This is a genomic window from Rummeliibacillus pycnus, assembly GCF_044359855.1.
Classification (GTDB): domain Bacteria; phylum Bacillota; class Bacilli; order Bacillales_A; family Planococcaceae; genus Rummeliibacillus; species Rummeliibacillus pycnus_A.
Genome location: NZ_CP132291.1, coordinates 3,506,902 through 3,526,049, shown reverse-complemented (window position 1 = coordinate 3,526,049; position 19,148 = coordinate 3,506,902). Strand labels below are relative to the sequence as shown.

General features: G+C 35.8%; 19 protein-coding genes and 1 other annotated feature. All 19 genes read right to left on the bottom strand.

Translation table 11 applies throughout. The annotated features are described in order from the left end of the window. Position 1 precedes the first annotated feature (1 nt). Positions 2–883 carry an aspartate carbamoyltransferase catalytic subunit gene (locus tag Q8X41_RS17110; RefSeq protein ID WP_397537446.1) on the bottom strand — a complete coding sequence of 294 codons (882 nt, stop codon included), beginning with the start codon at positions 881–883 and terminating at the stop codon, positions 2–4. A 166-nt stretch (positions 884–1,049) separates the two neighbouring features. Next, on the bottom strand, positions 1,050–2,381 hold the full coding sequence (locus Q8X41_RS17105; protein ID WP_397537445.1) for a uracil-xanthine permease family protein: 1,332 nt from the start codon (positions 2,379–2,381) through the stop codon (positions 1,050–1,052). 34 nt (positions 2,382–2,415) lie between these two features. Further along, the gene (gene pyrR, locus Q8X41_RS17100) at positions 2,416–2,955 is read right to left on the bottom strand and encodes a bifunctional pyr operon transcriptional regulator/uracil phosphoribosyltransferase PyrR (protein WP_397537444.1); all 540 of its coding nucleotides are present in this window, start codon (positions 2,953–2,955) and stop codon (positions 2,416–2,418) included. A gap of 255 nt (positions 2,956–3,210) precedes the next feature. Then, entirely contained in the window at positions 3,211–4,122 is a 912-nt protein-coding gene (locus Q8X41_RS17095; RefSeq protein ID WP_397537443.1) for an RluA family pseudouridine synthase, read from the bottom strand. Then, positions 4,122–4,598 carry a signal peptidase II gene (lspA, locus tag Q8X41_RS17090; RefSeq protein WP_397537442.1) on the bottom strand — a complete coding sequence of 159 codons (477 nt, stop codon included), beginning with the start codon at positions 4,596–4,598 and terminating at the stop codon, positions 4,122–4,124. Before lspA ends, Q8X41_RS17095 begins: the two co-directional genes overlap by 1 nt. 259 nt (positions 4,599–4,857) lie before the next feature. Next, positions 4,858–7,629 carry an isoleucine--tRNA ligase gene (ileS, locus tag Q8X41_RS17085; RefSeq protein WP_397537441.1) on the bottom strand — a complete coding sequence of 924 codons (2,772 nt, stop codon included), beginning with the start codon at positions 7,627–7,629 and terminating at the stop codon, positions 4,858–4,860. A gap of 64 nt (positions 7,630–7,693) precedes the next feature. Beyond that, positions 7,694–7,913, bottom strand: a binding site (T-box leader). A gap of 55 nt (positions 7,914–7,968) precedes the next feature. Beyond that, entirely contained in the window at positions 7,969–8,478 is a 510-nt protein-coding gene (locus tag Q8X41_RS17080) for a DivIVA domain-containing protein (protein WP_397537440.1), read from the bottom strand. Between the two features lie 92 nt (positions 8,479–8,570). Further along, entirely contained in the window at positions 8,571–9,359 is a 789-nt protein-coding gene (locus Q8X41_RS17075; RefSeq protein WP_397540296.1) for an RNA-binding protein, read from the bottom strand. A 107-nt stretch (positions 9,360–9,466) separates the two neighbouring features. Then, positions 9,467–9,727, bottom strand: coding sequence for a YggT family protein (locus Q8X41_RS17070; RefSeq protein ID WP_397537439.1), 261 nt, complete (start codon positions 9,725–9,727; stop codon positions 9,467–9,469). Positions 9,728–9,743: 16 nt separating this feature from the next. Then, positions 9,744–10,247, bottom strand: coding sequence for a cell division protein SepF (locus Q8X41_RS17065; protein WP_397537438.1), 504 nt, complete (start codon positions 10,245–10,247; stop codon positions 9,744–9,746). Further along, positions 10,231–10,935 (bottom strand): YggS family pyridoxal phosphate-dependent enzyme, encoded by a 705-nt coding sequence (locus tag Q8X41_RS17060; protein ID WP_397537437.1) that lies wholly within the window; start codon positions 10,933–10,935, stop codon positions 10,231–10,233. The genes Q8X41_RS17065 and Q8X41_RS17060 overlap by 17 nt, the downstream gene beginning before the upstream one ends. 81 nt (positions 10,936–11,016) lie before the next feature. After that, positions 11,017–11,253, bottom strand: coding sequence for a PRC-barrel domain-containing protein (locus tag Q8X41_RS17055; RefSeq protein ID WP_397537436.1), 237 nt, complete (start codon positions 11,251–11,253; stop codon positions 11,017–11,019). 223 nt (positions 11,254–11,476) lie between these two features. Next, the gene (gene sigG / locus Q8X41_RS17050; protein WP_397537435.1) at positions 11,477–12,256 is read right to left on the bottom strand and encodes an RNA polymerase sporulation sigma factor SigG; all 780 of its coding nucleotides are present in this window, start codon (positions 12,254–12,256) and stop codon (positions 11,477–11,479) included. 93 nt (positions 12,257–12,349) lie between these two features. Further along, a complete protein-coding gene (sigE, locus tag Q8X41_RS17045; protein WP_102692744.1) occupies positions 12,350–13,057 on the bottom strand; it encodes an RNA polymerase sporulation sigma factor SigE in 708 nt (235 codons plus the stop codon). 18 nt (positions 13,058–13,075) lie between these two features. Further along, on the bottom strand, positions 13,076–13,909 hold the full coding sequence (locus Q8X41_RS17040; RefSeq protein WP_397537434.1) for a sigma-E processing peptidase SpoIIGA: 834 nt from the start codon (positions 13,907–13,909) through the stop codon (positions 13,076–13,078). 434 nt (positions 13,910–14,343) lie between these two features. Continuing rightward, the gene (gene ftsZ, locus Q8X41_RS17035) at positions 14,344–15,519 is read right to left on the bottom strand and encodes a cell division protein FtsZ (protein ID WP_397537433.1); all 1,176 of its coding nucleotides are present in this window, start codon (positions 15,517–15,519) and stop codon (positions 14,344–14,346) included. 49 nt (positions 15,520–15,568) lie between these two features. After that, entirely contained in the window at positions 15,569–16,855 is a 1,287-nt protein-coding gene (ftsA, locus tag Q8X41_RS17030; protein ID WP_397537432.1) for a cell division protein FtsA, read from the bottom strand. Positions 16,856–17,261: 406 nt separating this feature from the next. Continuing rightward, entirely contained in the window at positions 17,262–18,023 is a 762-nt protein-coding gene (locus tag Q8X41_RS17025; RefSeq protein ID WP_397537431.1) for a cell division protein FtsQ/DivIB, read from the bottom strand. 21 nt (positions 18,024–18,044) lie between these two features. Further along, a complete protein-coding gene (gene ftsW / locus Q8X41_RS17020) occupies positions 18,045–19,130 on the bottom strand; it encodes a putative lipid II flippase FtsW (RefSeq protein ID WP_397537430.1) in 1,086 nt (361 codons plus the stop codon). Positions 19,131–19,148: the final 18 nt, after the last annotated feature.

The following is a 19,148-nucleotide window of genomic DNA, read 5'->3' as shown; positions in this document are numbered from 1 at the left end:
GTTAATTTCTCTCCTTTAAGATGGTTTCAACAATAGCCATTCGTACAAATACACCGTTATGTACTTGCTTGAAGATTCGTGAACGGTCACATTCGACTAAAGATGAATCAATTTCAACTCCTCGATTCACTGGTGCTGGATGCATGATGATAGCACCGTCTTTCATTTGTTGTTCACGTTCTACCGTAAGACCGTATTGCTTGTGATAGCCTTCTGTTGTGAATCCTTCATAAGCTGCATCGCGTTCATGTTGAACACGTAGTAGCATAATGACATCGCTTGTTTCGATGAGGTCATCCCACTCATGATGAGCATCCGTGTATTTCCCTTGCCACTCAGGAGGGCAAACTATATTAACATTTGCACCAAATCGACGGAGTGCTGTAATATTTGATTTTGCTACTCGGCTATGGGATACATCTCCAGCGATTGTAACATTTAACCCTTCGAATTTCCCGAACTCTTTGAATATTGTGTATAAATCTAGCATAGATTGAGAAGGATGTTGTCCGGCTCCATCTCCTGCATTGATTACAGATAAGTTAATGCCTTCTAATAATTCTTCATAATAGGCATCCTTTTTATGACGAATAACTACTGCATCCATACCAATTGATTCTAACGTTTTCACTGTATCGTACAACGTTTCACCCTTTAATGTACTTGAAAATCCTGCTTCGAAAGGTATCACGGTTGTGCCTAAGCGTCGTTCAGCTGTTTCAAAACTAGTTTTTGTTCTAGTACTTGGCTCGAAGAATAGGTTTGCTACTAAGTAGTCTCGTTCTAGTTGTGGTTTTGCCCCCGCTTCAAACTCTGCAGCGCGTTTCAAAATTGCTTCGATCTCTTCGTTAGATACATTTTCCATTGTCAGTAGATTTTTCATCATGTGCCTCCTAGTATTGTTGAAATAAAAAGCCTCCTTGGTAATTCAAGGAGGCGGAGGAAGGATATGACATGATAGACTTGTACTTTTTTCTCCCAAGTTTATCGTATCGAATCACCCTTCTGTGCCTCTCTGGGCAACCTTTAAAAGGTAAATTATATGTTATTTAATTTTGCTGTTGTTCATTAAGCTCTTCTTTTTGCAACTCAATGTCCGGTTGTGCTTTACCAGGTAAGATTAGATTTAACACTACACCGACGATTGCCGCTAAAGCCATCCCTTGGATTGAGAACGTATCAGAGAAGACGATCTTTGCACCGCCAATTCCTAGGATCAGGATAACAGATGCAATAACTAGGTTACGTTTATCATCGAAGTCGATCTTATTTTCAACTAGCATTCTCAAACCACTTGAAGCGATAATACCGAATAGTAGAATCGAAACCCCACCAAGTACTGGTGTTGGAATCGTACCAACAAGTGCCATTAACTTACCGGAGAAAGCCAAGATGATTGCACAAACTGCTGCTCCACCAATTACCCAAACACTGAATACTCGAGTTAGAACAAGTACTCCGATGTTTTCGCCATAAGTAGTTTTTGGTGGACCACCGATTAATGAGCTGATTAATGTACCAAGACCATCACCTAGTAATGATCGATTTAAGCCAGGATTTTTAATGAAGTTACGGTTTACTACTTTTCCTAAAACTAGTTGGTGACCAATATGTTCTGAAATTGTTACGATTACGATTGGAACCATCGCTAGAAGCAATGTTGATGTAATTTTAAAGTCGTAATCGATACCTGGAATTAAGAAATCTGGTGTTTGAATCCATCTTGCTTCAATGACTTTGTTGAAATCAATTAATTGTGTTCCAAAAAATGCATCTGAAATAAGAGATGCGATGTAACCAACAATCATTCCGATTAATATTGGCATTGTACTAATAACGCCTTTAAAGTAATTGTTACAGATGATTGCTGCGATTAAAGTAATCAAAGCTACTACAAAATAAGGTAGACTGTAAACCGCATCTGGTGTATTAGCATTTTTGTACATTGCCATGTTGACTGCAGTTACCGCTAAGCCCAAGCCAATTACCATAATAACTGGAGCTACTACAATTGGCGGCAAGATTTTCATAATCCATTTATAGCCTGTTTTCCAAATGAATAATGATACAAGTCCGTACACTAATCCGACTGCCATTGCTCCAATCATTGCACTACCAGAACCACCTGCAAAAGTTGCTACTTGAATTGGCGCTATAAATGCGAATGATGAACCTAAATATGCTGGTACTTTAAACTTCGTTACTAATAAGAAAATCAGTGTGGCAATACCACTTGTTAACAAAGCAATGGCTGGTGATAAATTTGTTAATGTTGGAACTAATATTGTTGAACCGAACATTGCAAACATATGTTGCAAACTTAATGTAATCAACTGACTTGTTCTCGGCTTGTCATTGATATCTAAAACAGCTTTTGACATATCTATATTTCCTCCGTATTTTACGCTTTAACTCTTAATCGTAAATTGCTACTAAATCTTGGTCATCTACTTCGACCATGGTTACTTCGATTCGTTCGTGGCTAGCAGTTGGAATATTTTTCCCAACGAAGTCGGCGCGTATTGGTAGTTCACGGTGACCGCGGTCTACTAATACAGCAAGTTGAATTTGAGAAGGTCTACCGATATCCATTACAGCATCCATTGCTGCACGTACCGTTCTGCCTGTATAAAGAACATCATCAACTAAAATTACTTTTTGATTCGTCACATCGTACGTAATATCTACTTGTTGTACGAATGCTTCTCCATTTGAAGTTTTAATTGATAAATCATCTCGATATAAAGAAATATCTAATTCTCCTGATCGAATTTCCTTTTTCTCAATTATATTAATTTTTTGCGCTAAGCGTTTTGCAAGAAATGCACCTCTCGTTTTAATTCCTACAAGGATACATTCATCGATACCTTCATTACGTTCGATAATTTCATGTGCAATCCGAGTTAACGCTCTGTTCATTGCTGCTTGGTCTAAAAGTTCGGCCTTTTTCGTCACAAGCTTTGCCTCCTTTCTTAACTGTTCTAGCTAAGGCGGCTACGGAACGAGCCGCGTTTCACTTATAAATCAAAAAACCTCTTGAGCTAAGAGCCCAAGAGGATATAGGTATACTTATAGATATGTCAAATAAACTGTATATGCGTACAGTAATCTCACATTCTTCGCATCCCTTTCCAGCCTCTCTGGACTGTCTTTAAAAGGTGAATATTAGATTTTTACTAAAGTTATTATATACTTCTATGACTTAAAGTGTCAATAGTTCTTTTTCAACTCTTCTAGTAGTTGTTGATAATCATCAGGTAAAGGAGCTTCAAATTCTAAATACTCGTTTGTTGTTGGATGTACAAATCCTAAAATCCCCGCATGTAATACTTGACCACTAAAATCGATTGTTTTCTTTGGTCCATACTTTGGATCACCCACTAGAGGATAACCAATATAATTCATATGCACACGAATTTGATGTGTACGGCCAGTTTCAAGACGACATTCGACTAAGGTATAATCCACACCAAATCGACCAATCACTTGGAAATGTGTTACCGCATGTTTTCCATTATCGACTACACCCATTTTTTGGCGATCTTTTGTATCACGACCAATTGGCGCATCAATGGTACCCTTATCATGTGGAATATGTCCATGAACTAATGCTGTATAACGACGAGTCACAGTTTTATCTACTAATTGTTGAACAAGTGATTCATGTGCCTTATCATTTTTGGCTACCATTAATAGACCGGATGTGTCTTTGTCAATACGATGAACAATACCTGGGCGCATAATGCCATTAATTCCTGATAGATCTTTACAATGATACATTAGGCCATTTACTAAAGTACCTGTTGTATGACCTGGTGCAGGATGCACAACCATACCTTTTGGTTTGTTGACAACAAGAACATCAGAATCTTCATAGACAATTTCAAGATTCAAATCTTCTGCAATAATTTCAAGAGGTTCTGGCTCAGGAGGTGTAACAGTAATTACATCGCCTTCTTTTACTTTATATTTTTGTTTTATTGCTTGTCCGTTCACGACAACAAAACCATCCTGTACAAATCCTTGAATTTGTGTTCGTGACCAGTCTTGTTGCATTGAGGCAAGGGCTTTATCGATACGTTCGCCTTTAACCTCAGCTGTTACAGTAAATGTGGCTGACATTACTTCACCTTTTTCTTTTCTATTTTATCTTCAAATAGCATATAAATAATTAGCATTATTACTCCAAATGTTAACGATGCATCAGCAATATTGAATATTGGGAAGTCATAGTTAATAACTGGAATAATTACATGTACAAAATCGACTACTTCACCACGGAACACTCGGTCGATAAAGTTACCAATTGCACCGCCTAATAATAGCATTAGACTAACTTGGAACAATGGTTTACCTTTTCCTTCTTTATGAAAGTAATAAATAATCCCTACAATTACTATAAGTGTAACAAGGGCAAATAACCAAAATTGACCTTGTAACATCCCCCATGCTGCACCACGGTTTCGATGTGAATATAAGCCAAAATAAGGATCAATCAATGTGATACTTTCACCATAATTCATATTTTTGACAATGCTCCATTTTGACAGTTGATCAAGTATGATCACGAATATAGCTATTCCATAATATTTATACACAGCAAATCCTCCGTTTACTCCCGAATCTAACTTATTTTATCATATAATGACCTGAAGCGAAAAATAGACTAATTAAATGCTTAATAGAATATTTCTATCCAGCTGCGGAAAACAGCCTATTGGGTGTTCACTTGAATTGTGCCCAATGAATATTATTATTTTTTACAGCACTTAATTAAAAAGAGTCGTCCACTTGTAATGGACGACTCAGCTTTCAATATAATGAAATATTGTTGTCTATATTTTCGAAAGCATTTAATTATTCTACATCTGCGTAATATTTTTCAATTACATTTGCACAGTGTTCACATAGTGTTGGGTGGTTATGGTTGTGTCCTACTGTTTTTGAAATTGTCCAGCATCGTTCACATTTTTCGCCTTCTGCTTTTTCAACAGTTATAGCGACTTTTTCAGTCTTCACTGCATTTTCAGGAGCATCAGCTAATTGACCACCTAAAGCAAATTCTGAAACGATGTTAAGTTGTGCAAAATGAATATTTGAATCGTTTAGAAGTGCCACTGCTTCTCCATCACCATAAACAGTTACTTTTGCTTCTAATGATTTACCAATTGTTTTTGCATTACGAGCTTCCTCTAAAGCTTTCAATACAATATCGCGAACGTTCATAATTTTTGTCCATTTTTCTGTTAATGCTGCAAAGTTTTCTTTTTGAACAGCCTCTGGCATATCAGTTAGTTGAACACTTTCAACGTCTTTATATTGTAAATATGACCACATTTCATCTGTAGTGTGAGGGATGATTGGTGTCATAATTTTCAATAATGCATGTAATGTGTCATACATGACAGATTGCATTGCACGACGAGCATTCGCATCTACACCTTCGATATAAACAACATCTTTTGCAATATCTAAGTAGAATGAGCTTAGTTCAGTTGCTACAAAATTATTTACAGCTTTATAAACAGTTGCAAATTCATAGTTATCATATGCATCACGTGCAGTTTTGATAAGATTTTGAAGTTCCATGTACATATATTGGTCTACTTCACGAAGATCTTCATATGCTACATAATCGTTTTCTGGATTAAAGTCATGTAAGTTACCGTGTAAGAATTTAAGTGTATTACGGATTTTACGGTATACTTCAGAAACTTGTTTTAACATATCCATAGAAATACGAACGTCAGCTGTATAGTCAACGGATGCTACCCATAAGCGCAAGATGTCTGCACCGTATTGGTTCATAACTTTACTTGGTGCAATGATATTACCTAGTGATTTACTCATTTTACGGCCATCGCCATCTAATACGAAACCGTGAGATAGTAGACCTTTGTATGGAGCATGGCCATTCATCGCAACAGAAGTGATTAATGATGAGTTGAACCATCCACGATATTGGTCAGAACCTTCTAAGTATAAATCTGCTGGGTAACGTAGTTCTGGGCGTTCTTCTAATACACCTTGATGTGATGAACCTGAATCAAACCAAACGTCCATAATGTCATTTTCTTTTGTAAATTCACCATTTGGAGAACCTGAGTGTGTAAATCCTTCAGGAAGTAATTCTTTTGCTGTTTTTTGGAACCAAATATTAGAACCTTGTTCACGGAATAGTGCTTGTACGTGTGCAATTGTTTCTTCCGTAATAATTTCTTCACCGTTTTCAGCGAAGAATACTGGAATCGGAACACCCCATGCTCGTTGACGAGAAATACACCAGTCGCCACGATCACGAATCATATTGTAAAGACGAGTTTCACCCCATACTGGTGTGAAGTTTGTGTCGCGAATTGCTTGTAGTAATTCTGGACGGAATTTATCAATAGATGCAAACCATTGTGGCGTTGCACGGAAAATGACAGGTTTTTTTGTACGCCAGTCATGTGGGTAAGAGTGCGTAAAGAATGTTAAATTTAATAATGCGCCGACTTCTTCAAGTTTCTCACAGATTGGTTTGTTTGCTTTGTCATAGAACAAACCAGCAAATTCGCCAGCATCTTCAGTTAAGCAACCTTTATGATCTACTACTGAAAGAATTTCTAAGCCATAGCGTTTACCAACTTGATAGTCATCTTCCCCGTGACCAGGTGCTGTATGAACACAACCAGTACCAGCTTCAAGTGTTACGTGATCGCCTAGCATAACTAACGATTCACGATCGAACAATGGATGTTGTGCTGTAACATTTTCAAGATCAGTTCCAGCGATTTCACGGTCGATTTCAGGATTTTCCCAACCAATTTTTTCTGCAACTTTTTCTAGTAAACCTTTTGCAATAATGTATTTTGCACCATTTGCTTTCACAACTGCATATGTGAATTCAGGGTTTACAGAAATACCAAGGTTTGCTGGCATTGTCCAAGGTGTAGTAGTCCAGATGATGAATTTTTCATCATTATTAACGACACCTTTACCATCTTTTACGTCAAATGCTACGTAAATTGAAGGTGATTTGATATCTTGATATTCAATTTCTGCTTCAGCTAGTGCAGATTCACTTGATGGGGACCAGTAAACAGGTTTCATCCCTTTATAAATGTAACCTTTTTTAGCCATTGCACCGAATACACCGATTTGACGAGCTTCAAACTCAGGTTTTAAAGTGATATAAGGGTTTTTCCAGTCTCCACGTACACCGATTCGCATAAATTGTTCGCGTTGACGTTCTACTTGTTCATATGCATAGTCTTTACATAATTCACGGAATTCAGCAATAGTCATTTTTTTACGGTCATGACCTTTGTTTGTTAAAGCTTGCTCGATTGGAAGACCATGTGTATCCCAACCAGGAACATAAGGAACAAAGTAGCCAGTCATTGAACGATGACGATTAATCATGTCTTTTAATACTTTATTTAATGCATGCCCCATGTGAAGATCACCATTTGCATATGGAGGGCCATCATGAAGGATGAAAGCTGGACGGTCTTTTGTGCGTTCAAGTACTTTCGCATTGATGTCCATTTCTTCCCATTTCTCTTGCATTTTCGGTTCGTTGTTTGGAAGATTTCCACGCATAGGGAAATCTGTTTTTGGCATCAATAGGGTATTTTTGTATTCCATATTGAATAAATTCCTCCTTTAAAGGTATCCTTAGCTTTAAAAAATAAAAAAACTCCTCATCCCAAAAAGGGACGAGGAGGAGTTATCTCGCGGTACCACCCTAGTTGCGCCGTTATAATGACGCCTCTTTAGACACCGTAACGTGGTGTAAACGAGATTGCTTACTCGATTCAGCAATCTAGTTCAGGAGTGATTTTCTTTTATAAGTGTTTCGTTTGAGCTTCCACTATCCTCAAATCGCTTAGGCAGCACTTATAAGATACTGTCTCCATCATTACTTTTTATATAGATATATGATGACATTATAAAAAATCAAAGCCATACAGTCAAGTATCTAAATTAATCTTGTGGTAAATCTAAACGTTCTAATTCAGTTGTATCGACTTCATATTCCATTAAATGATCCCAGTCATCCGATTCGATTAAATCTAGTTGAGCTTCTACAATCATTTTGAAGCGATTTCTGAATACTTTCGATTGTTTTTTCAATTCTTCAATTTCCAAAGCTATGCGGCGTGCTTTAGAAAGGGCTTCATTGACAATACGATCCGCATTTTTTTCTGCTTCTTTGACAATCAATTTTGCTTCTTTTTGGGAGTTACGACGAACTTCTTCTGCTGCTTCTTGAGCAATAACAATCGATTTTTGTAATGTCTCTTCGATCGAATTATAGTGACCAATTTGCTCTTTGCTTGAAAGAAGTTTATCTTCCAATTCCTTTTTTTCTTTTATTACTAGTTCATAGTCTTTGATAACTTGTTCTAGAAATTCATTTACTTCATCTTCGTTGTAACCTCTAAAACCACGACTAAATTCTTTGTTATGTATGTCAAGTGGCGATAATGGCATATTTTTGCACCTCTCCTTAACAGCATTTATTCATTTATTATACCTTTGTCTATTAGTAAGTTCATCTAGAATTACAAAATTTTTATTAAAAATTATGATTTCCGTTCTATTCGACCAATTTTAATGCGAATTTTCTCTTTTTTTGTTCTTCCTTCAATCGTTTTTATGACTAAGCGACCATATCCGCGAATGGATAACAAATCCGATTCATGTAATTCAAAAGCCACTTGTTCACGAACTGCAAAATTCACTTTTACTTTACCTGCGTTAATAAGCATAGCCGCCTTTTGTCTGGAAATTGGATAAACTGACGCTAATACGGTATCTAATCTCATCGAACTCGTTGTAAGCATCTGATCAATCCAATGTGATTCAACGGGCAATAATGAGGTCCCTGATTGCAATTCTTCTACATGCACTTTCGCTTTACCAACGCTAACCAGATTCACTCTAATATAATCGAGTATTTCTGTAGCTACAGCAAACTGAACAGATGACTCATCTACTCTGATATCCCCAAATTTTGAACGATCTAAGCCAATTGAAAGTAAAGCGCCTAGTACATCTGGATGCTTCAACTGGATAAACTTAGAAGGGAATTGAAGTTCACAGATTGCAATATTAAAATCGTCATCAGATGGTTGGAAATAGTCTGGATAAATAAGCAATCGCTTTCGTTCGGACTCGTCGAATCGTCCATTTGCATCTACTAGCACACTACCATTTTTTCCAATAATCGATGTTATGATTAATTGCTGACGGGGATCTAAGAAATCTGTCAATTTGGGTGCATAACGATCCTCAACTTCGTTTTTCCACCCCATAGCTTGTTCAATAAAAGTTTTTTCTTCTGGTCTAAAATGTTGAAAAATTTCCTCCACCATTTATCACCCTCCTATCAAAATTCATGCAGTAGCATTCTATCTGTTCAAAGCACATTTTGTTTTTAATAAAAAATCCCCACTATAGTATGTGGGGATTAGAATTTTTAAATAATAAAAGATAAAACATTTATTACACCCATGTGCACTAAATTTAAAACAAATAATGCTGCAATCGGTGAAATATCAATCATACCAATTGGCGGAATAAAACGTCTAAAGAAATCTAAGTAAGGGTCACAAATTTTAGCCAAAAATCTACCTATTGGTGAACCATACGCTGCTGGTATCCAAGACATTAGTATATACACAATTAGCGCGATTGAATATATTTGAAACAAATAAGTTACGATTGTAAATATGGACATGGACAATTAAACACCTCTATTGTATATCTTCATAGTAATAATCCGAAATATTACCGTCTACTTCTACATTATCAGGTGTACATAAGAATATATCCGTACCAATTCGTTTAATGTCTCCACCTAAGGCAAAAATAGTTCCGCTTAAGAAATCGATAATACGTATACCTTGATCACGATCAATACGTTGCAAATTTACTACAACAGCTCGCTTGTTTTTTAAATTATCCGCAATATCTTGTGCTTCTGCATAAACTCGTGGTTCTGATAAAATAACTTTTGATGTTTTTTGAGTTATACTTACAAGATTCGGTACATTTGAATGCTCTATATGTTTTTGACGTTCTTTTACAGTTGGTTTCTTAACGGCTGCTGGTTTACTTACCGCCGGCTTCACTTGTTGTCTTGGAACTGATGGTGTTGGTTGTTGATGAACAGATTCTTGTTGTTCTCTACGTTCTTCAACATAGTCATCTTCTTCTTCCAAATAAAAAAAGTTTTTCAGTTTATCTTTCATCTTCATTAGAATCCCTTCTTTCATTGCCAACTAGAGCTGTGCCAATGCGGATAAAAGTTGCACCTTCTTCAATTGCAATTTCATAGTCGTTAGACATGCCCATTGAAAGTTCAGTACATGGCGCATATTCATAACCTTTACTAGCAATCTCTAACTGTAATTTTTTTAGTCCTTTAAAAACACTTCGAATGAGCTCTTGATCTTCTGTGTTAGGTGCCATTGTCATCAAGCCTACCACACGAATATGTGGAAAGTTTGATAATTGTTCGATAAAGGTTATCACTTCTTCAGGTGATAGACCGTGTTTTGCTTCTTCAGCAGATACATTGACTTGTACAAAACAATTTACGGTTTGATTGGCACGTTTATGGATTTCTTCTGCTAAACTAATACGATCAAGTGAATGTAAATAATCAATTTGATCAATTACTTTACGAACTTTTCTTGTTTGCATCGAACCAATGTAATGCCATGTTGCACGGTCTGCAATTGTTTCACGTTTTTCTAATAATCCTTCGGGACGATTTTCACCCAAATGAGTTAAGCCGGCATCTAGTGCTTCAATAGCACGTTCCGTAGAAACTTGCTTTGTAACAGCAATAATTGTGATGTCTGAAACTTCTCTGCCAGCTTTTTGACAAGCCACTTGAATGTTCTTCTGAATATCTTTTAAATTATTAATAATTAATGTCATGGTAGCCTCATCTTTTCAAAGATACTTGTTACCTAATTGTATCAAGCCTAGTGCAATTTATCAATGAATACCCTTAATAGTTTAATCTAATCCTTTTACTAGGATAACATCTTTCCCTACTACAATTATATCTTCAATGGGTATTTTTAAAGCCTCCTTTTGGCTACCCGAGAATGCCATAAATTTTTTGGGTTCTGCTACAACAAAAGCTTCAACATATCCTGTATCCTTGTGAACAACCGCATCTTCAACATATCCTAAGAAACGCCCACTATTTGCGGCAATAATTTCTTTACGCTGAATTTCCGAAAAGCGCATTCGCATCCCTCCTAGAGCATTTTATGTATATATATGAGAAAAAAGCATCAATCTTGTATGTGAGATTGATACTTAATTTTAAAAGCAGAACACGCCAATTTAGCTTTGTTAATCAAATATAAATATTCTTCACTTGCTAATTACACTTATATGGCAAGTGAATATTTAATCCGAAATATTGACGTGTTCAGCTAGATATTTCTAAAATCGATCGATTCGTTTATTACTTCTCACTAGCCTGTTCCTGAATCGTTTTCAAAGCACTTTTTTCTAATCTAGAAATTTGCGCTTGCGAAATCCCTAAGTCTTTCGCAATTTCTGTTTGAGTATGTCCATAATAATAACGTTTGGAGAGAATATTTTGTTGTCTTCTATCCAATTTTTGTATTTGTTCTTTAATTGATACATACGTCAACCATCTATCTTCTGAAACAGTTTGATCTTTCAGCTGATCCATCATATAGACAGGATCTCCACCATCAGCATATATTGGCTCATGTAATGACATCGGTTCTTGGATTGCATCAAGTGCAAATAATATATCTTCCTGAGGCAAACCTGTCATACGCGCTAAATCAGTTAAGTTCGGCTCACGTAATTCTTCAGTTAAAAATTGCTCTTTTGCTTGCATAGCTTTATATGCAATATCACGTAATGATCTAGACACACGTAGTGGATGGTGATCTCTTAGGTGTCTTCTAATTTCACCTATAATCATTGGTACTGCATAGGTTGAAAATCGAACATTATGTGATAAGTCAAAATGGTCAATTGATTTTAATAAACCTATACACCCTACTTGAAATAAATCATCAGCCTGTTCGCCTCTATAAGCAAAACGACCGACAATACTTAATACTAACCGTAAATTACCCATCACAAGTTGTTCTCTTACTTCTTCTTGTCCACTTTGTAATGCAACAAATAATTTCCGCATTTCTTCATGCTTCAAAACAGGTAACGTGGATGTATCAACACCACATATTTCAACTTTTGTTCGCATATTTTGCCCTCCGGATGCTTCATCACTGTTAGTAAATTCAGTGTGTCCGAAACGGATAATTATATGCGCTTTATTTCTCTCCAAATTCAACCATTATGACGTTAATTGATTCAAATGATTGCGCAATTCTTGAATAATTTTCTTTTCTAAACGGGAAATATAAGATTGAGAAATACCTAAATGGTCCGCTACTTCTTTTTGTGTCATTTCTTCTTTCCCCGCAAGTCCGAAGCGACACTCCATAATATAGCGTTCCCTCTCATCTAATTTTTGAATAGCATGGAACATATGTTGACGTTCCATCTTTTTTTCTACATCATCGGTGATTAAGTGTTCATCTGTTCCTAAAATATCCGATAGTAGTAACTCATTTCCGTCGCCATCTGAATTTAATGGTTCGTCTAATGAGACTTCACCTTTCATACGACTCGTTTTACGCAGATGCATTAATATTTCATTTTCAATACATCTTGATGCGTATGTAGCCAATTTAATTTTCTTATCAGCATTAAATGTTTCGATTGCTTTGATCAATCCAATCGAACCAATACTGATTAAATCTTCTATTGGTGTTTTAGCATTATCAAATCGTCTTGCTATATACACCACTAGTCTTAAATTATGTTCGATTAATATATCTCTTGCATGCATATCACCATTCTTGAAAGCAGTAATCATTTCTTGCTCCTCCTCTTTTTTCAAAGGTGTAGGCAAGGATTCATGACTACCAATATAAAATGTACCTGTCTGCCTAAAGCTTGCAATTGCTTCAACTAACCAACGCCAAAATCGACGAATCATTATTAAAACCTCCATTCATTAAATGTGATATAAAGCAGTAAAATGTAATATGGCATCTGCCTCTTGCGGAAACGGGGTGTTTTGAATTGTAATAATTAAAAAACCAGGTGAAATTGGGCGAGTTTCTTCGTCCATAATAAGCCATTTATCATAACGGAGAGCTAAGCTGTAAGTCTTTTTCTCTTGAACAGTTGTAATTGGAATAACAGCCACTTTTTTTCGGTATTCTTCGGGGAACATATCCAAAACATATGGCTCATTTACATCCCATCGAAACAAAGCCATTTTCAAATTTTCAGGTAAAGAGTTTTCTATTGCTTTATAACGTACAAAATGAACAGGTTTTCCAGATAACGGCTCAACTGTCGTATTTCCTGTATCTATAAAACATTTTAGAGAAATTGTGATATCTCCTAATCGCAATTCACATAATTGAACTAGACGTTGCTGCAAGGTATCACCCCTAGCAACCTGCAATCGATTTTTTAACAAAAATAATCCTGCCGTCGCTACAGCTCCGATTATTATGAATAAGGTAAATACTGATGCATTTATCCACAGTGGCTCGAATGCTGTAAATAATCCACCTGCAAACAAAGCTGCGACAAAACACATAAGCGCTCCCTTCCACCATTTGCGGATTTGCAAGCCAAAAGCAGTCGTAATCATTAAAATAAATGCAATGACCATCATGAGAAAATGGTGTCCAAATATAACGATCCAAATGCCAGCAAGGAATGCACTGATTATAAGTCGCATTCTTTTTTGTTGCATATAACAAATTGAATTGGTAAAAGAAAGAATAACATAGTTAAAAAGTGCATTAATTAAGATCATTACTTCGCCATACAATTCACCACCTCCCACATAGAAAAGGTAACATATGATAGCTTCAAAAAATGTCAAAGGGTGAATGTAGGAAGCAGAAACTTTCCGACAGAATCATTCATTTTTCTAGGTAACTTTCGTTTGCAAAATTACTTCTAATTAGATTTAGATTATTCTTAGTTTTTTTCAAATATTCGCCTTTTGTTCTCATATAATAATCAAAAAAACCTTTTCAAATCTTTCGTTTGTAAATGAGGTGAGTAGAAACCACTGTTTTTCAAATTGTCCATAAAAGATCATCTTTAGACAGAAATCTATTTCTATTTTTTCTCTTTAAATAAGCACAACTGCTAAAATTGTACCAATAGTTAATTGGGGTGAAAAATATGCATAATATAAAAAAGACTACCTACTTAGATATACTAAGTAGGTAGTCTTTTCCACTTTAAAATTTTGCATTAACGGCGTTTGTTACGGTTTCTTAAAAATGTCGGAATATCCAATCCATCGTCTTGTGAATTGGATTGATATTGTGTTGTTTGACGTGGGCTTTCTTGAATTGGTTGTACAATTTCTTCTGAACGAACTTCACGACCTGCCATTTGTTGTACAGGTGTTGGTTGTTGACGAGGTGTACCAATTCCACTACGATTCCCATTACGTACTTCATATTGAGGTTCATCTTCTGAAAACTCAGTCGCAATGACTGTAACCACGATTTCATCTTTTAGATTATCATTGATAACCGCACCGAAGATAATGTTTACATCTTCATCAGATGCTGATGAAACAATATCAGCTGCTTCTTGAACTTCATATAAGCTCAAATTAGAGCCACCAGTCATATTCATAAGAACACCTTTTGCACCATGAATAGAAGTTTCAAGTAATGGACTTGAGATTGCTTTTTTAGCAGCCTCTATAGCACGTGTTTCACCTGAAGCAATACCAATACCCATTAATGCAGAGCCTTTGTTAGACATAATTGTTTTAACATCGGCAAAGTCCAAGTTGATTAAACCTGGTACGGCGATTAAATCCGAAATACCTTGTACACCTTGACGAAGAACATTATCAGCTTCGCGGAATGCTTCAAGCATTGGTGTGTTTTTATCAACAATCTCTAATAATTTATCGTTTGGAATAACAATTAATGTATCAACTGCCTCTTTCATAGCAGCAGTTCCAGAAAGTGCTGACTTTTGGCGTTTTTTGCCTTCAAATGTGAATGGACGCGTAACTACACCAACTGTTAATGCACCAAGATCTTTGGCTATTTGAGCAATTACAGGAGCTGCACCAGTACCTGTACCGCCACCCATACCCGCAGTAACAAAAACCATATCCGCACCACTTAGTGCTTCTTCAATCTGTTCTTTACTTTCTTCAGCAGCTTTTTTCCCCACTTCTGGGTTAGCACCTGCACCTAATCCACGAGTCGATTTCGCACCGATTTGCATTTTCACTTCAGCATTTGATAATTTTAATGCTTGTGCATCTGTATTTACGGCGATAAATTCTACACCTTGTACACCATGTTCAATCATTCGGTTAACGGCATTATTACCTCCGCCACCAACACCGATAACTTTAATTACAGCAAGTTGATCGTCATTTGTTTCAAATTCTAACATCTCTATTCCTCCTAATTTTGCTAATAATGTGTAGAGAACATCGCCCTTATTATTCTAAAAATCTATTAAAGAAGCCCTTAACTTTCGTAAGAACACCATCTCTATGCTCTTGTGATTCAAATAGCGAAGAACTATTTTGTTGTTCTACATGATGATCTTCACGCCCTGCAGGTACCAAAGGAACATTATCGGTAACATCTCTGTTAAATTGTGATTCTTTGTATGCATAACGTATTAAATTTACAGCTGCTGTATATTCAGGATCTCTTACGCCAATGTAATCAGGCACATAAATTTTGACACTTGTTTGTAAGACATGACGTGCTAATTGAGGAAGACCTTCTAATTTTGCAACGCCACCAGTCAATACCACTCCGCCAGGCAAATCTTGAATACCCATTCGATATAATTCATCAATAATTAAATCAAAAAGTTCTTCAAGTCTAACGCCAATAATTTCGGATATGTATCTTTGACTAAATTGCTCTTTTGTATCTGCACCTATTACTGGAACTTCAAATAATTCATCATCTGAAGCATCATCATAATATGCATGTCCAAATTCTGTTTTTATCTTTTCTGCTTGCTCAGTAGGGGTTTTTAATACAATCGATAAATCTTTTGTAATGTGTTCACCGCCAACTGGAATCATCGCTGTATGCAAAAAATGTCCGTCTTTGAATACTGCAATTGTTGTTGAACCTCCACCAATATCGATGAATGCAGTTCCTCTATTACGATCATCTTCCGTAAGCGCAAATTCACCAGCTGCTAACGGTTGCAAATAAATTTGTTGAATTTCTAATCCAGCCTTTTCAACACAACGTAGGACATTGTGTAAAACTGTTTTTGATGTGGTAATCATAGTACCATCCATTTCTAGACGAATACCGATCATTCCTCTAGGATCATTAATCCCATCTAAACCGTCCACGATATATTGGCTTGGAACAATATTGACTAATTCACGATCTGGTGAAATAGACATAAGTTGTGCAGATTCTATTACACGATCTAAATCCACATCAGTAATTTCGCGATTCTCGCTATTAACTGCAACTACACCTTTTACATCATGAAGCTGAACTTGATTAGCAGGTATACCTAATATTACTTTATTGATAGACATGCCTACCATTCTCTCAGCTTGATCGATTGCTTTTTTTATAGATTGTACAGTAGCATCAATATCTACAATGCTTCCTCTACGAATACCTGATGACTTGACATTACCAACACCAATTACATGCACAGTCTCCTCATTAACCTCTCCGATGAGGACTTTAACAGAAGAAGATCCTATATCTAACGAAACGTATAATTCTGAATGATTCAAACTGTGGCACCTCCTTCAACAACTCTTAATAATTATTCTATTGTAAAATTATGAACTTGTCTAAATAAATTCAGGAAAACTATTTAAAATTCCTTCATATATACTGTTTTTTTTAACTTTTGATGCATTTTTTATTATTTACATAGTGTTAAAAGCTCGAAATTCTGTCTGTGTAGACTGAAAAGATTCTAAAATACTATTTTTACATGTATTTATACACTTACTTCTAACTCTAATAATCACAAATAAATATTTAGCACTATTTTTATAGTTTTTCTTAGACTTATTCAATTACATTTCTGTTTAAGCTAAGATTACTATATTTATAGCCTAATTAAAACTGATTACCAGAATAAATAGAATAAATTTAGATTATTTATACAATTTTTGGACTTACAGGATACAATTACTTTTCAGATGCCCCATACTCACTTTTATAAGAACGATAAAAAGTTCCAACTTCTAAGTCAATTACCCCTTTTTCACCTTTTTTGACTTGTGAAACGATCGATGGATAATATTTCAATTTTGAGGCAAGCGTAGGAATCGATGCTCTTACTTCAAATCCATCATTCATGAACATTTGAATTGCATATGGATTTGAATCATTTGGTATAGCATTCACTTGAGAGATTAAAGCGATTAATTCATCATTCAACTTGCTAAGTTGTTGAATCATTTTCATTCTCGTTTTTTCATCCTCAAAACCTACCAATATCGGCATATTCAAACTAGCCGGTATATTATTCAAATGTAAAATTGTGCCGTTGTTTAACACCAAATTATATTGGTTATTTTCCTTTAAATATGCAACTTGATCATATTCAGTCACAGAAATCGTGATATCATTCAACCATTTTCTTTTTACTGATACATTCTTTACAATTTGTTGTTCCTTTAATAATTTTTCTACTGTACTACTTTTGAATTCCCATAGAGAGTTCCCTTTTTCAAGACCACTATGCTTTATGTAATATTCTTTACTCTTTAGGTGATTTCCTTCAACTGTAATTTTTCCAATATGACTCATTGGAGATTGAAAATACAGAAGTGTCAGTAAGGTTATAACGAAAATGGCAATGAGTACGAGAAAACGACGATTTGTTCTTTTTTTTCGACGCTCTTTTAATGTCGGAATTCGTTCTTCGATATCAATAATTTTTTCCAAACTGATCACTCCTTTCTAAAATTATCTTTCTTTCGAAAAATTCCACACTATCCCAATTGCGATCCATGTTACGACAAGGGATGTTCCCCCGTAACTAATAAACGGTAAGGTCACACCGGTTACCGGCAACAACCCTGAAACAACTCCGATATTCAAAAAAGCTTGAAAGCCAATCATCCCTATTAATGTTGCAATACTATATAACGAAACTTTCATACTTGATTTATACGCTAATTTAAAACCAGCGTAGATTAGTAAACCAAAAGCACAAATTATCGTTGCAGCCCCGATAAATCCCATTTCTTCTGCAATAATTGAAAAGATAAAATCATTCTGTGGTTCGGGCAAGTATAAATACTTTTGTCGGCTATTTCCAAAGCCAAATCCATATAGTCCTGCTGGACCTATAGCAAGCAATGATTGTATTGCTTGAAAACCACTACCAAGTGGATCTGACCATGGATCTAAAAACGCTTCTATCCTCTTTAAACGATAAGGAGCTGAAAGTATTAACCCTACTAGCCCTACAACACCGGCAATGATCAGGAAAGCGTAAAAACGAATAGGATAACCAGCTATAAAGAACAGCAAAAACACAGAAACGATTAAAATAAAGGCTGATCCAAAATCAGGTTGTACCATTATGAGCGCTATTGGTAAAAATAAATATAAAAAATGCCGCCAGTGAATTTTAGATTCCGTTGCTTTTTGATTCGCCAGAATAAAGCTTAGTTTGACGATTGTGGCAATTTTGGTAAGTTCAGATGGTTGAAGACTAAGTGGTCCAAGTGCGATCCAACTTTGAGAACCATTTCGAACAACACCAATTCCCGGAATTAATACAGCGACAAGTAAAAGTAACGACAGCCAATATAGGAGCGTCCAAGTCTTTTCCAATTGTAGTCCTTTATAACGGCTACAAATGAAAAAGGCAAATAACGCTACTCCTAAATAAATTAACTGTTTAACTAAAAAAGGTGCTGTTTGACCGTAGTGAATCTTCCCCCAGTAAGTACCGGCAGAGTAAACAAAAACAATGCCAATGACAGTCAAAAATAACGTTGCAATCATTAACCAAAGTCTCTCACGTTGTATCAGGCAAGGCATCCTTCCTATTACTTAATA